At 74.7% G+C, this 13811-nt stretch carries 13 protein-coding genes; 12 read left to right on the forward strand and 1 reads right to left on the reverse strand.

The window, feature by feature from the left end:
* Positions 1 to 59: 59 nt before the first annotated feature.
* The 7 genes from galE (at position 60) to KC207_RS13065 (ending at position 8806) form a co-directional block, all read left to right on the forward strand.
* Complete coding sequence (galE, locus tag KC207_RS13035; protein ID WP_211603687.1) at positions 60 to 1079, forward strand: UDP-glucose 4-epimerase GalE; 1020 nt, start codon at positions 60 to 62, stop codon at positions 1077 to 1079.
* 447 nt (positions 1080 to 1526) lie between these two features.
* On the forward strand, positions 1527 to 2978 hold the full coding sequence (locus tag KC207_RS13040) for a cytochrome ubiquinol oxidase subunit I (RefSeq protein ID WP_211603689.1): 1452 nt from the start codon (positions 1527 to 1529) through the stop codon (positions 2976 to 2978).
* A 29-nt stretch (positions 2979 to 3007) separates the two neighbouring features.
* Positions 3008 to 4036: a cytochrome d ubiquinol oxidase subunit II gene (gene cydB, locus KC207_RS13045; protein WP_211603691.1), complete on the forward strand. Its 1029-nt coding sequence runs from the start codon at positions 3008 to 3010 to the stop codon at positions 4034 to 4036.
* A gap of 8 nt (positions 4037 to 4044) precedes the next feature.
* Positions 4045 to 5664: a thiol reductant ABC exporter subunit CydD gene (cydD, locus tag KC207_RS13050; protein WP_211603693.1), complete on the forward strand. Its 1620-nt coding sequence runs from the start codon at positions 4045 to 4047 to the stop codon at positions 5662 to 5664.
* Positions 5661 to 7412, forward strand: a complete 1752-nt coding sequence (gene cydC, locus KC207_RS13055) for a thiol reductant ABC exporter subunit CydC (RefSeq protein WP_211603695.1) — start codon at positions 5661 to 5663, stop codon at positions 7410 to 7412. The genes cydD and cydC overlap by 4 nt, the downstream gene beginning before the upstream one ends.
* 5 nt (positions 7413 to 7417) lie before the next feature.
* Positions 7418 to 7816, forward strand: coding sequence for a BlaI/MecI/CopY family transcriptional regulator (locus KC207_RS13060; protein WP_211603697.1), 399 nt, complete (start codon positions 7418 to 7420; stop codon positions 7814 to 7816).
* 147 nt (positions 7817 to 7963) lie between these two features.
* Positions 7964 to 8806: a M56 family metallopeptidase gene (locus KC207_RS13065; protein WP_211603699.1), complete on the forward strand. Its 843-nt coding sequence runs from the start codon at positions 7964 to 7966 to the stop codon at positions 8804 to 8806.
* 159 nt (positions 8807 to 8965) lie between these two features.
* Here the strand turns inward: KC207_RS13065 and KC207_RS13070 are convergent, their stop codons facing one another.
* Positions 8966 to 9586 carry a hypothetical protein gene (locus KC207_RS13070; protein ID WP_211603701.1) on the reverse strand — a complete coding sequence of 207 codons (621 nt, stop codon included), beginning with the start codon at positions 9584 to 9586 and terminating at the stop codon, positions 8966 to 8968.
* 98 nt (positions 9587 to 9684) lie between these two features.
* Between KC207_RS13070 and KC207_RS13075 the strand changes: the two genes are divergently transcribed.
* The 5 genes from KC207_RS13075 to KC207_RS13095 all read left to right on the forward strand — a co-directional run bounded on the left by KC207_RS13075 (position 9685) and on the right by KC207_RS13095 (position 13778).
* Complete coding sequence (locus KC207_RS13075; RefSeq protein WP_249138735.1) at positions 9685 to 10443, forward strand: AIM24 family protein; 759 nt, start codon at positions 9685 to 9687, stop codon at positions 10441 to 10443.
* A gap of 82 nt (positions 10444 to 10525) precedes the next feature.
* Entirely contained in the window at positions 10526 to 11539 is a 1014-nt protein-coding gene (gene bioB / locus KC207_RS13080; RefSeq protein ID WP_211603703.1) for a biotin synthase BioB, read from the forward strand.
* A gap of 2 nt (positions 11540 to 11541) precedes the next feature.
* Positions 11542 to 11781 carry a biotin synthase auxiliary protein BsaP gene (gene bsaP / locus KC207_RS13085; protein WP_211603705.1) on the forward strand — a complete coding sequence of 80 codons (240 nt, stop codon included), beginning with the start codon at positions 11542 to 11544 and terminating at the stop codon, positions 11779 to 11781.
* A 92-nt stretch (positions 11782 to 11873) separates the two neighbouring features.
* Complete coding sequence (locus KC207_RS13090) at positions 11874 to 12428, forward strand: NADPH-dependent FMN reductase (protein WP_211603708.1); 555 nt, start codon at positions 11874 to 11876, stop codon at positions 12426 to 12428.
* 33 nt (positions 12429 to 12461) lie between these two features.
* Positions 12462 to 13778 carry an adenosylmethionine--8-amino-7-oxononanoate transaminase gene (locus KC207_RS13095; protein WP_211603710.1) on the forward strand — a complete coding sequence of 439 codons (1317 nt, stop codon included), beginning with the start codon at positions 12462 to 12464 and terminating at the stop codon, positions 13776 to 13778.
* Positions 13779 to 13811: the final 33 nt, after the last annotated feature.

A 13811-nucleotide genomic window follows, 5' to 3' on the forward strand; every position in this document is an offset into this window, starting at 1 on the left:
CGCCCGAGTGGTGTCTGGTGCGACGCGTCCGGCGGCCCGTCGCCGCTAGCGTGAGCCCCATGCGCGTCCTCGTCTCCGGCGGTGCCGGCTACATCGGGTCCCACACCGTCGTCCGGCTCCTCGCCGCCCGCCACGAGGTGGTCGTCGTCGACTCCTTCGCGAACGCCAAGCCGTCGGTCGTCGGCCGGCTCGAGGCGCTGACCGGGCAGCCGCTCGACGTCCGCTCGTTCGACCTCACCGACGTCGACAAGACCGAGCACCTCTTCGCGACGGAGACGATCGACGCCGTCATCCACTTCGCCGGGTACAAGGCCGTCGGCGAGTCGGTCGAGAAGCCGCTCGAGTACTACGAGAACAACCTCGGCTCGACGTTCTCGTTGGTCCGGGCGATGCGGCGGCACGGGGTCTCCAAGCTCGTGTTCTCGTCCTCCGCGACCGTCTACGGAGCGGACGCGCCGGTCCCGATGCGCGAGGATCTGCCGACGTCGGCGACGAACCCGTACGGCTGGACGAAGGTGATGCAGGAGCAGGTGCTGCGCGACGTCGCCGTCGCCGACCCCTCGTGGCGGATCGCCCTGCTGCGCTACTTCAACCCCGTCGGCGCGCACCCGTCCGGGACGATCGGCGAGGACCCGTCGGACGTCCCGAACAACCTCATGCCCTACATCGCGCAGGTCGCGGTCGGGCGCCGGGAGTCGCTGCGGGTGTTCGGCGACGACTACGACACCGTCGACGGCACCGGGGTGCGCGACTACATCCACGTCGAGGACCTGGCAGCCGGGCACGTCGCGGCGCTGCACCGGCTGGGCGAGACCGACGACGCGGTGTCGACGTGGAACCTGGGGACCGGGCGGGGGACGTCGGTCCTGGAGCTGCTGCGGGCCTTCGAGCGGGCGTGCGGCCACACGCTGCCGTACGAGATCGCGCCGCGGCGGCCCGGGGACGTCGCGTCGTCCTACGCCGACCCGTCGCGGGCGGAGGCCGAGCTCGGCTGGCGGGCGGAGCGCACCGTCGACGACATGTGCGCCGACACGTGGCGCTGGCAGTCGCAGAACCCGCACGGCTACCCGGACGCCTGACCGTCCGGTCCGGCGGCGTCGACGCGCGCCCGGAGCCGGTCGGGCGACCCGCACCATCGGAGCGCCCGGGACCGGTCGGCCGGCGCGCCGCGTCGAAGAAGTCCGGGACCGGTCGGCCCGCCCGCCGCGTCGAAGCGCCTGGGACCGATCGGGCGACCCGCATCGTCGAAGCGCCCGGCACCGGTCGGGCGACCCGCATCGTCGGAGCGCCCGGCACGCGGCGTCGAGCGACCCGGCGTCCGCCCGCCGGTCCGAAGCAAGAGAACATCCCCCGACACACGACATCCGTTCCCTTGTGTCGGCGGACATTTCGGGGTGACCCCGAAATGTGGAGGCCCCTGGGGGGAGGTGTGGCGGGGGACACAGCGGACCCGGTGCGCCAGCTTCTACTACGTGCGGTAGTTTCTACTACGTCGCGTAGTTACCAGCCCGCCCGAGGAGACCCGCATGGACGCGCTCGACGTCGCCCGGTGGCAGTTCGCCATCACGACCGTCTACCACTTCCTCTTCGTCCCCGTGACGATCGGCATGTCGGCCGTCGTCGCCTACTTCCACACCCAGTGGGTCCGCACCCACCGGCCGGAGTACTACCGGCTCACGAAGTTCTTCGGGAAGCTCTTCCTCATCAACTTCGCCCTCGGGCTCGTCACCGGCATCGTCCAGGAGTTCCAGTTCGGGATGAACTGGTCGGACTACAGCCGGTTCGTCGGGGACATCTTCGGCGCCCCGCTCGCGTTCGAGGCCCTCCTCGCCTTCTTCCTCGAGTCGACGTTCCTCGGGCTGTGGATCTTCGGGTGGGGCCGGGTGCCGGAACGGCTGCACGCCGCGTCGATGTGGCTCGTCCACCTCGGCACGGTGCTGTCGGCCTACTTCATCCTCGCCGCGAACTCCTTCATGCAGAACCCCGTCGGCTTCCGGTTCAACCCCGAGACCGGCCGCGCCGAGATGGCCGACTTCCTCGCGATCCTCACGAACAAGGTCCAGCTCGTCACCTTCCCGCACGTGATCTTCAGCGCGTACATGGTCGGCGGCGCGACCGTCATGGGCGTGGCGCTGTGGCTGCTGCGCCGCGAGCGCGGCACCGACGACGAGCCGCTGTACCGCAGGGCCGTCCGGGTCGGCGGCGTCGTCGCGCTCGTCGCCTCGCTGGGCGTCGTCGGGACCGGTGACGTCCAGGGCAAGATCATGACCGAGGTCCAGCCGATGAAGATGGCCGCCGCCGAGGCCCTCTACGACACGACCGACGGCGCCCCGTTCTCGGTCCTGTCGATCGGCTCGCTCGACGGGTCGGAGGCCACCCGGGTCATCGAGGTCCCCGGCCTGCTGAGCTTCCTCGGCACCGGTGACTGGGAGGGCCGCGTCGAGGGCATCGACGACCTGCGCGAGAGCGAGCGCGAGATGGCCCAGCGGGTCGTCGACCGCTACGGCGCCGACATCGCCCCGTACGTCCAGGCCGACTCCTACGCCCCGGTCATCCCGCTCGCGTACTGGACCTTCCGGCTCATGATGGGCTTCGGCTTCCTCACGATGGCGCTCGCCGCCGCATCGCTGTGGGCCACCCGCGGCCGCCGCGTCCCCGTCTCGCGCTGGTGGACGCTCGTCGCCGTCCTCGCCCCGCTCTCCCCGGTCCTCGCGAACAGCTTCGGCTGGATCTTCACCGAGACCGGCCGCCAGCCGTGGGTCGTCTACGGCCTCATGACGACGCAGACCGCGGTCTCGCCGTCGGTGAGCGTCGGCGAGGTCTGGTTCTCGATGGTCGTCTACACCCTGCTCTACGCCGCGCTCGCCGTCGTCGAGGTCAAGCTCTTCCTCACGTACGTCCGCAAGGGCGCGGAGGAGTTCGTCGACCCGGCCGACCACGACACCCACGACGACGCCCCGCTGCAGTTCGCCTACTGACCCGGCGCGGACGGAAAGGACTCACCCCCATGGACCTCCAGCTCGTCTGGTTCGGACTCATCGGCCTCCTCTGGGCCGGCTACCTCGTCCTCGAGGGCTTCGACTTCGGGGTCGGCGCCCTCCTGCCCCGGCTCGGTCGCGGCACCGACGCCGTCGACTCCGAGAAGCGGCGCCGGGTCATGCTCACCGCGATCGGCCCACACTGGGACGGCAACGAGGTGTGGCTGCTCACCGCCGGCGGCGCGACGTTCGCCGCCTTCCCCGAGTGGTACGCGACGATGTTCTCCGCCTTCTACCTGCCGCTCCTGCTCGTCCTCGTCGCGCTCATCGTGCGGAACATGGGGCTGGAGTACCGGCACAAGCGGGACGACGCGCAGTGGCGCCGCCGCTGGGACACGGCGATCATCGCCGGCTCGGTCCTCGCGCCGTTCCTCATCGGGGTCGCGCTGACGAACGTCGTCCGCGGCCTGCCGATCGACGCCGACCTCGAGTTCACCGGGTCGCTGTTCACCCTGCTCAACCCGCTCGCCCTGCTCGGCGGCGCGACGGTGCTCGCCCTCTCGCTGACCCACGGTGCGGTCTTCGTCGCCCTCAAGACGACGGGGACGATCCGCGAGGACGCCCGCCGGCTCGCGACGCCGCTCGGGCTCGTCACGGCCGGGCTCGCCGTCGTCACGCTCGGCTGGCTCGGCCTGCTGTCCGGGTCGGTGTGGTCGTGGTCGACGACCGTCGTCGCCGCCGCGGCGCTGCTCGGTGGGCTCGGTGCCAACGCCGTCGGCCGGGAGGGCTGGGCGTTCGCCGGGACCGCGGTGACGGGCGCGGCGACCGTCGCGACGTACTTCCTCGCGCTCCACCCCGACGTCATGCCGACGACCTCGGCGGACGGACGGTCGCTGACGATCGCGAACGCCTCGAGCAGCCCGATGACCCTCGAGATCATGACGTGGGCCGCGGTCGTCTTCACCCCCGTCGTCCTGCTCTACACCGGCTACACCTACTACGCCTTTCGCAAGCGGCTCGGGACCCAGCACATCCCGGACGCCGTCGCGGTGAAGTAGGTCCGTCGATGCGCCCCCTCGACCCCCGGCTCCTGCGAGCGGCCCCGGCCGCACGCAGGCCCGTCGCGGCCCTCGCCGTCGTCGGCGTCCTCCAGGGTCTCGCGACGGTGGCGACGGCGTTCGCCCTCGCGGCGCTCGTCGTCGCCGCCGTGCGGGGCGAGCCGCTCCGCGAGGCCTCCCTGTCCCTCGCGGCGCTGCTCGCCCTGCGCGCCGGCCTCGCCTGGACCGCCGAGCGGACGGCGGCCCGGGCGGGTGCCCGAGTGACCGCGGCGCTGCGGACCGCCCTGCTGCGGCACTGGCTCACGGTCCCGGCCGAGCGCCGCCCCGACCCCGACCGTGGTGGCGTGCTCGCCGCGCAGGGGGTCGCCGCCGTCGAGCCCTATGCCGCGCGCTTCCTGCCGGCGCTCGTGTCGGCGGCGGTCGTCCCGGCCGCGGCTCTCGTCGCCCTGCTCGTCGTCGACCCGGTGAGCGCCCTCGTCGTCGTCCTCACCCTCCCGCTGCTCCCGGCGTTCGCCGCGCTCATCGGGATGGCGACCCGGGACGACACCGCCCGTCGCTGGGCATCGCTCTCGGCCCTGTCCGGGCACTTCGCCGACGTCGTGCGCGGGCTGCCGACCCTCGTCGGGTACGGCCGGGCCGAGCGCCAGGCCGAGGTCGTCGGCGAGGTGAGCCGCCGGCACCGGACGGCGACGATGCGCACGCTGCGGACCGCGTTCATGTCGTCCGCGGCGCTCGAGCTGCTCGCGTCGATCTCCGTCGCGATCGTCGCCGTCACCGTCGGCCTCCGCCTCACGCACGGCACCGTCGACCTCGGGACCGGGCTGCTCGCGATCCTCCTCGCCCCCGAGGCGTACTGGCCGGTCCGCCGGGTCGGGGCCGCCTTCCACGACGCCGCCGACGGGGCGGAGGCCGTCGCCGACGTCCTCGCGGCGATCGACGGCGACCCTGCGGTCGCCGACGGGGCGGCGACCGGCCGGTCGGGTGTCGAGCGGTCGGGTGCCGGCCGGTCGGGTGTCGACGTCCGGCTCGAGGACGTCACCTACACCTACCCGGGCGCCGCGTCCCCCGTCCTCGCCGGCCTCGACCTCGCCGCCGGGCCGGGCCTCACCGTGCTCACCGGGCCGTCGGGTTGCGGCAAGACGACCGTCCTCGAGCTCGTCGCCGGGCTGCGCACCCCCGACACCGGGTCCGTGCGCGCGGGCAGGACCCACCTCGTGACCCAGCGACCGTTCCTGCCGGCGGGCACCCTGCGGGAGGTGCTGCGCCTCGGCAGCGACGCCGACGACCCGGCGCTCTGGGACGCGCTGCGCGCCGTCGGCCTCGACGGCTTCGTCGCCGCCCTGCCCGCGGCGCTCGACACCCGGGTCGGCGACGACGGGGTCGGTCTGTCGGCCGGCCAGCGGGCCCGGGTCGTCCTCGCCCGGGCGATGCTCTCGGACGCGCCGGTGCTCCTCCTCGACGAGCCGACGGCGCACCTCGACCCCGCCGCGAGCGCCCTCGTCCACGACGTCCTCGCCCGGCTGGCCGAGCGGCGGACCGTCCTCGTCGTCACCCACCGCCCCGAGCTCGTCGCGCGCGCCGACCGGCACCTCACGCTCGCGGCCCGACCCGTGGAGGCCCTTCGATGAGCATCGCCCCCACCGCCGGGACGACCGATCGCACGGCCTCTCCCGCCGTGCCCGAGGGCCGCCTCGCCGCGGCCCGGCTGCGGCCCACCCGGGCCACCGTCCTCGGCGGCCTGCTCGGCGGGGCGGCGACGTCGGCCGGCATCGCCCTCACCGCGACGTCCGGCTGGCTCGTCGTCCGCGCGAGCGAGCGGCCCGTCCTCCTCACCCTCCTCGCGGCGATCGTCGCCGTGCGCGCCTTCGGGATGGCCCGGCCGGCGTTCCGGTACGCCGAGCGGCTCGTCACCCACGACGCCGCCCTCGCCGACCTCGCCGAGCGGCGCACCGCCGTGTGGTCGGCGCTCGTGCCGCTCACCCCCGCCCGGCTCGGCCGGCGCTCCCGGAGCGAGGTGCTGACCGGCGTCGTCGACGACCTCACCGACGTCGTCGAGGCGGAGGTGAGGGTCACCGTCCCCCTCGTCTCGAGCGCGCTCGCCGGGCTCGGGGCCACCGTCCTCGCCGCCGCCTTCTCCCCCGCCGTCGGGGCCGTCGTCGCCGGCCTCCTCGTCGCCGTCGCCGCCGGCTGCGCGCTCGCCTGGTGGTTCGAGTCGCGCTCGCGGGACGAGCTGCTCGCCGCGCGGGCCGACGTCGCCCGGGTGTCCGACCTCGTCGCCCGGCAGGCCGCCGAGCTGCAGGCGATCGGCGCGGAGGCCACGGCCTTGGGCTGGCTCGACGACGCGCACGACGTCCTCGCCCGGGCGGTCCGGCGGCAGAGCCTCGGCCGCGCCCTCGTCGCGAACCTGCTCCTCCTCGCGACGGCGGCCGCGACCGTCGCCGCTGCGTCGCTCGTCGACGTCGCGGCGCTCGGTGGGCCGGTCGCCGCCCTCCTCGTCCTCGTCCCCGTGGCGGTCGGCGAGGCGCTCGCGCCGCTCACCGACACGATGCGCGCCCTCGCCCGGGCGCAGGGCAGCGCGGACCGGCTCGCGGCCGTCCTCGGCCAGGAGCCCGCCGTCACCGACCCCGCCGGCGTCGACCCCACAGGCGTCGACCGCCCGGGCACCGCCCCCTCCGACACCGACTCCGCCGAGCCCGTCGCCGTCGACCGCGCGGACGTCCGCCTCGCGGCAGCGACAGCCTCGTGGACCGGCGAGCGCACCGACGTCGGGCCCCTCGACCTCGACCTGCCCGTCGGCACCCACCTCGCCGTCGTCGGCCCCAACGGCTCGGGCAAGTCGACCCTCCTCGCCGTCCTCGCCCGCCACCTCGACGTCACCGGCGGCGCCCATCGCGTCGACGGCGCGGACGTCCGCTCCCTGCCGCTCGAGGAGATCCGCCGGCTCGTCGCCGTCGTCGACGACGAGCCGCACGTGTTCGCCTCGACCCTGCGCGAGAACCTCCGCCTCGCACGCCCCGCCGCCGCGGACGACGACCTGCGCCGCGCCCTCGTCCTGGCCGGGCTCGGCCCGTGGGCGGCGGGGCTGCCGGACGGGCTCGACACCGCGCTCGGCACCGGCGGGCGCGGGCTGTCCGGCGGTGAGCGGACCCGGCTCGGCGTCGCCCGGGCGGTGCTGTCGGACCGGCCGGTCGTCCTCCTCGACGAGCCGACCGCGCACCTCGACCACGCGACGGCGGTCTCCGTGACGGATGATGTGCTCGAGGCACTGCGCGAGCGGACCGTCGTCCTCGTCGGGCACCGTCCCGAGGGGCTCGACCGCCTCGACGCCGTGCTCGACCTCGGCACCGCCGACCCGGTGCCCACCGCGAAGGAGTGACCCCCATGCCGCACTCGACCTCCAGCCCCCGCCTCGGCGACCTCGAGCGGGTCGTCATGGAGCAGCTGTGGGAGCACGCCGGGGCCGAGGGGACGACCGTCCGGGAGGTCCACGAGGCGCTCGCGGGTGGCCGCGACATCGCGTACACGACCGTCATGACCGTCCTCGACCGGCTCGCCAAGAAGGACCTCGTGAGCCGCGAGCGCGACGGGCGGGCCTGGCGCTACCGGGCGGCGGCCTCCCGTGAGGCGCTCACGGCTAGGACGATGCGGATGACGCTCGACGACATGGACGTCACCGACCGGCGGGCGGCCCTGCTGCACTTCCTCGACGGGGCGAGCACGGCCGAGATCGACGACCTCAAGGCGGCGCTCGCCGAGGTCGAGGCGCGCCACACCGACTGACCGCCGGCGCGGACCGTCGGCTCCGCAGGCACCGGGGCTCGAGGCGGCACCGACAGGCAGAAGCCGCCCACGCGTGGCGCAGCGTCGCCGCCGAGCTCCTCCTGCCTGTCGTTCCCGGCGACCGCGTACTCCTGGGAGGATCCCTGCGTGCTCCCGCTCGCCCTCGCCGGACTGGCCCTCGCGCTCGTCTGGGTCGCGCCGGGGCTCATGGCGGGGCAGACCCGGTTCCGGCGCGCCCCGCGGGCGGCGCTACTCGCATGGCAGGCGGTGTCGGTCGGCGGGGTGCTCGCGGCGCTGCTCGTCCCGCTCGCGACCCTGCCGATGCTGCTGCGCGGCGACGAGGTGACCGAGCACCCGTGGGTCACGGCGCTCGCCGTCCTCGTGAGCGTGGCGGTCCTCCTGCGCCTGCTCGTGTCCGGACACCTGGTCGGGACCCGGCTGCGGGCGGCCCGCGCCGAGCACCGCGAGCTCGTCGACGTCCTCGGCGCGGACGACGGGAACGGGGTCCGCGTCCTCGAGCACCCGATGCCGACCGCCTACTGCATCCCGGGGCGCGGGTCACGGGTCGTCCTCACCCGTGGGGTCCTCGACGCCCTGCCGCCGGACCAGCTGGCCGCCGTCGTCGAGCACGAGCGGGCGCACCTGCGGGCACGGCACGACCTGCTCCTGGAGTTCTTCACCGTCGTCCACGAGTCGGTGCCGGCGCGCCTGCGGGCACCCGGTGCGCTCGCCGAGGTGCGCCTGCTCGTCGAGGTGCTCGCCGACCGGGCCGCCGTCCGTCGTACCGGCGAGGTGACGACCGCCCGGGCGCTGCTGGCCGTCGCCGAGGGGCGGGTGCCCGACATCGGGGTGGGGGCAGCGGCATCGGCGCCGGTCCGGATGCGGCTGCTCACCGCGGGAGTGCAGCCGACGCTCGCCGCGGCGGCCTACGCCCTGGCGGTGACCGCGCTCGTCCTGCCCCCGGCCCTGCTCGCCCTCGCCTGGACCTGAGCGACCGCAGCGACCCGACGTCCCCACCTGGCGACCCACGGCGACGCCCACGTCGCGTCCTACAGCGCAGTACCGGTCGCGCTCACGACCACTCCGGCGAACTGGGCCGCGACGTGGGGTGCGACGCACCGCGGCATGGAGTGCGACGCGCCGAGGGCTTCAGTCGCCGCGGGCCCAGCTCGGCGGGGGTGGCGGGGCGGGCGGCTCGTCCTCTCTCGGCGGGACGGGCGGGGTGGCCTGCGGCGGGAGGTCCGGACGCGGCAGCGGCGGAGGGGCGGGCTCGTCCCGGGCCGGCATGACTCCCCCGGGCCGGTCGCCCGGGATCGGCCCGCGACCGGGCGACGGCGGAGGACCGTCGGGCACCGAACCTGTCGCCGGGGGCGTGCCGCCGGGAGCCGGGGCGGTCCCGGGAGGGGGCGGCGGAGAGGGTGGGGGCTGCCCCGGACCACCGCCCGGGGCGGGCGGGGGCACAGTGTCCTGCCGGCCCTGCTCCCGGGCGGCCTGTCCCGGGGGCGGCGGCGCCCCGTACGGCGGCGGGGTGACGGTGAGCGGGCCGAGCCGGCCCTCCGACTCCAGCCCTCGCAGCGTCGCGTGCACCCGCTCGCGGTCGGCGGGGTCGACGGGGCGTCCGGTCGCCTCGAGCCAGGCGAGGACGCCCAAGTCGCGCAGTGCGCGGTCGGCGCCCGTCCCGGGGACGCCCACCCCCGCGTTGGTCATCGCGACGTCGGCCTTCGCGGCGAGGTCGTTGGCCGCCGCCTTGGCCCGGTCGAAGAAGCTCATCGGGGACCTCCCTGGTCGCTCCCGGGTCCGACCCCGGAACCTGCACGGAACCATAGCCCCGCGGCCGCCGTCCCTTCTAGCGTTGGCTCCCGAGACGGGTGGAGGGCACCCGCGGCACCGAAAGGCACCTCACGATGATCCACGGCTCGCTCTTCCAGGACTTCCGCGAGAAGGAGTCCCAGGACCCGTTCTCGCTGCAGAACAGCAAGCTCCTGCGCATCGACATGCGCTACGGACCCGTCCAGGCCAAGACCGGCTCGATGGTCGCCTACCAGGGAGACGTCCGGTTCCAGAACAAGGGGTCCGGCGGCATGGGCAAGATGTTCAAGGCGGCGATGACCGGCGAGGGCGTCAAGATGATGGAGTGCTCGGGCAGCGGCGAGCTCTTCGTCGCCGACGACGCCGCCGAGGTCCAGGTCATGTACCTCCAGGACGACATGGTGTCGGTCAACGGCGCGAACGTCCTCGCGTTCTCCAGCTCGATCCAGTGGGACATCCACCGGGTCCAGGCCCGCGGGGCGGCGATGACCGGCGGCCTCTACAACGTCTCGCTCCGCGGGACCGGGTACGTGGCGGTGACGACGAAGGGCAACCCCGTCGCGCTCGAGGTCGCCTCGTCGCCGACCTTCGCCGACGCGCAGGCCGTCGTGCTCTGGACCTCCGGGGTGACGATGGACGTGCGCGTCGACACCGGGGGCATCGGCTCGATGATCCGCGGCGGCACCGGCGAGATGCTCCAGATGGCGTTCGGCGGGCAGGGCTACGTGCTCGTCCAGCCGGCCGAGAACGTCGTCGACGGCGGCCACCAGGGCGGCGGCGGGAACAAGGGCGGCGGCCTCGGCGAGCTCTTCGGCTGAACAGGACGGGCGGGGTGGCGGCCCTCCGGGCGTGACGGACCACACGGTGGGCGGTCGCCCCGCTCCTGGCACACTCGGCGCCATGACGGCACAGGCGACCGGCACGGACATCCTCGACGTCGCGCGCGAGCAGGTGCTCGAGCGCGGGGTCCCCCTCACCCACGAGCAGGTCGTCGCCGTCCTGCGCACCGACGACGACCGACTTGAGGACCTCCTCGCCCTCGCCCACGAGGTGAGGATGCGCTACCAGGGCCCGGACGTCGAGGTCGAGGGCATCGTGTCGCTCAAGACCGGCGGCTGCCCCGAGGACTGCCACTTCTGCAGCCAGTCCGGCCAGTTCACCAGCCCGGTCCGCTCGGTGTGGCTCAACATCCCGCAGCTCGTCCGCGCCGCGGAGCAGACCGCCGCCACGGGAGCGAGCGAGTTCTGCATCGTCGCCGCCGTCCGCGGGCCCGACGAGCGCCTCATGGCGCAGATGCGCGAGGGCGTCGCCGCGATCAAGGCCGCCGTCGACATCGAGGTCGCCGCGTCCCTCGGCATGCTCACCCAGGAGCAGGTCGACGACCTCGCCGACATGGGCGTCCACCGCTACAACCACAACCTCGAGGCCGGCCGGTCCTACTTCCCGCAGGTCGTCACGACCCACTCCTTCGACGAGCGGCTCGACACGTGCCGGATGGTCAAGGAGTCCGGCATGGAGCTGTGCTGCGGCGGCCTCGTCGGCATGGGCGAGACCATCGAGCAGCGGGCCGAGCTCGCCGTCCAGCTCGCCGAGCTCGAGCCGCACGAGGTCCCGCTCAACTTCCTCAACCCCCGCCCCGGCACCCCGTTCGGCGACCTCGAGCCGATGGGCTCCTCCGACGCCCTGCGGACGATCGCCGCCTTCCGCCTCGCCCTGCCCCGGACGATCCTGCGCTACGCCGGCGGTCGCGAGCTGACCCTCGGCGACCTCGGCACCCGGGACGGGCTGCTCGGCGGCATCAACGCCGTCATCGTCGGCAACTACCTCACGACGCTCGGGCGGGACCCGAAGGAGGACCTCGCCCTCCTCGACGAGCTGCAGATGCCGATCAAGGCGCTCAACGAGACCCTGTGACGATGGACGCGCCGACGCCGGCCGGGCCGGTCGCCCGTCCCGGCGAGCCGGCGCCGTGGTGCGGGCAGTGCGGCGAGGACCTCACGGAGGCCGACCACGCCCGGTGCGTCCGCGCCGCCCCCCTCGAGCCGCCGCGGTACTGCGCGCACTGCCGGCGACGGATGGTCGTCCAGGTCATCCCGGGGACGTGGACCGCGACGTGCAGCCGACACGGGAGCGTCGAGCAGCCGACCTGGGGCTGAGGGACGCGGGAATGCGGACGGATGGTTGACGGTTCAACCATCTGATCGACGACGATCACGCCCCCGACCCCCCGTCACCCCCGGAGACCCCTGTGAACGTCCTCGTCCTCGTCGGCAGCCTGCGCGCCGGCTCCACGAACCGCCGCCTCGCCGACGCCGCCGTCGCCCACCTGCCCGCCGGCGTCGACGCCACCGTCTTCGAGCACCTCGCCGAGCTGCCGCACTACTCCGAGGAGCTCGACCACGACGACGTGCTGCCCTCGGTCGCCCGCGACCTGCGCGAGGCCGTCGCCGACGCCGACGCGCTCCTGCTGGTCACCCCCGAGTACAACGGCTCGATGCCGAGCGCGCTGAAGAACGCCGTCGACTGGGCCTCCCGTCCCCGCGGCGCGTCGGCCGTCTCCGGGGTCCCCGCCGCCGTCCTCGGCGCGAGCGGCTCGCCCCGTGCGGCGCAGTGGGCCCGCGAGGAGGGCGTCAAGGTCCTGCGCGTCGCGGGGGCCGACGTCCTCGACGACACCGTCGGGGTCGGCGCCGCGTTCCAGGCCTTCGAGGACGGCCGGCTCTCCGACACCGCCCTCGACGCCGCGCTCCGCGACCTCGTCACCCGCCTCGCCACGCACGCGTCCCGTCGCCACGAGGCCGCCTGACCCCACCCCGGCTCCGGGCGCCATGATGGGGCCGTGAGCGACCTCGACCCCGACGCCCTCCTCGGGTTCGACCGCGACCACGTCTGGCACCCCTACTCCTCGGCGCTCGTCCCGAGCGAGCCCTACCTCGTCGAGTCGGCCGACGGGGTCCGCCTGCGGGTCAGGGATCGCGGCGGCGACGTCCGTGAGGTGCTCGACGCGATGAGCTCGTGGTGGTGCGCCGTGCACGGCTACCGGGTGCCCGAACTCGACGCCGCCGTCACCGACCAGCTCGGCCGGATGGCGCACGTGATGTTCGGCGGGCTCACCCACGAGCCCGCGGTCGCCCTGTCCCGTCGCCTCCTCGACCTCGCACCCGCGGGCATGGAGCGCGTCTTCCTCGCCGACTCCGGCTCGGTCTCGGTCGAGGTCGCGATGAAGGCGGCGCTGCAGTACCACCTCGCGGCGGGTCGCCGACGGACCCGCTTCCTCACGATCCGGGGCGGCTACCACGGCGACACCTTCTCCCCGATGTCGGTGACCGACCCGGTGGGCGGCATGCACTCCCTCTTCCGGGGCGTCCTGCCCGAGCACGTCTTCGCCCCCCGCCCCCCGGCGGGCGTCGACCGGCCCGCCGACGACCCCGAGCTGCGCGCGTGGGCGGAGGAGACGACCGCCCTCTTCGCCGCGCACGCCGACGACGTCGCCGCCGTCGTCGTCGAGCCCGTGCTCCAGGGTGCCGGCGGGATGTACGCCTACAGCCCGCACGTCCTCGACGTCCTCCACGACCTCGCCCGGCGGCACGGCGCCCTCGTGGTCCACGACGAGATCGCGACCGGCTTCCACCGCACCGGCCCCCGCTGGGCGGGCGACCGGGCCGAGACCCCTCCCGACATCCTCTGCGTCGGGAAAGCCCTCACCGGCGGCTACCTCACCCTCGCCGCGATGCTGTGCAGCCGCGAGGTCGCCGAGGGGGTGAGCCGCGGCGAGGCGGGCGCCCTCATGCACGGTCCGACGTTCATGGGCAACCCCCTGGCCTGCGCCGTCGCCGTCGCCAACCTCGACCTGCTCGCGTCCCGCGACACCGCCGGCGAGGTGGCCCGCGTCGAGCGCGCCCTCGTCGACGGCCTCGCACCGGCCACCTCCCTCGGGTCGGTCGCCGACGTGCGCACCCTCGGCGCGGTCGGCGTCGTCCAGCTCCACGAACCGGTGCACACCGCCGAGGTGACCGCCGCTGCCCTGGAGCGCGGGGTCTGGGTCCGCCCGTTCCGCGACGTCGTCTACACGATGCCGCCCTACGTGACGTCGGACACCGACCTCGCGACCCTCACGGCGGGGCTCGTCGGGGCCGTGGCGGCCGTCCACGGTTGAGGCGCAGGGAAGCCCGCCGCCGGCTCCCCCGGA

This window comes from Phycicoccus avicenniae (assembly GCF_018139485.1).
GTDB lineage: Bacteria > Actinomycetota > Actinomycetes > Actinomycetales > Dermatophilaceae > Phycicoccus > Phycicoccus avicenniae.

Bases quoted from the DNA above. Each gene is read 5' to 3' on its own strand.
- KC207_RS13070 (WP_211603701.1), bottom strand. From the start codon at position 9,586: ATGAGCTTCTTCGACCGGGCCAAGGCGGCGGCCAACGACCTCGCCGCG.
- cydB (WP_211603691.1), top strand. From the start codon at position 3,008: ATGGACCTCCAGCTCGTCTGGTTCGGACTCATCGGCCTCCTCTGGGCC.
- galE (WP_211603687.1), top strand. From the start codon at position 60: ATGCGCGTCCTCGTCTCCGGCGGTGCCGGCTACATCGGGTCCCACACC.
- bsaP (WP_211603705.1), top strand. From the start codon at position 11,542: ATGGACGCGCCGACGCCGGCCGGGCCGGTCGCCCGTCCCGGCGAGCCG.
- cydD (WP_211603693.1), top strand. From the start codon at position 4,045: ATGCGCCCCCTCGACCCCCGGCTCCTGCGAGCGGCCCCGGCCGCACGC.
- cydC (WP_211603695.1), top strand. From the start codon at position 5,661: ATGAGCATCGCCCCCACCGCCGGGACGACCGATCGCACGGCCTCTCCC.
- bioB (WP_211603703.1), top strand. From the start codon at position 10,526: ATGACGGCACAGGCGACCGGCACGGACATCCTCGACGTCGCGCGCGAG.
- KC207_RS13060 (WP_211603697.1), top strand. From the start codon at position 7,418: ATGCCGCACTCGACCTCCAGCCCCCGCCTCGGCGACCTCGAGCGGGTC.
- KC207_RS13040 (WP_211603689.1), top strand. From the start codon at position 1,527: ATGGACGCGCTCGACGTCGCCCGGTGGCAGTTCGCCATCACGACCGTC.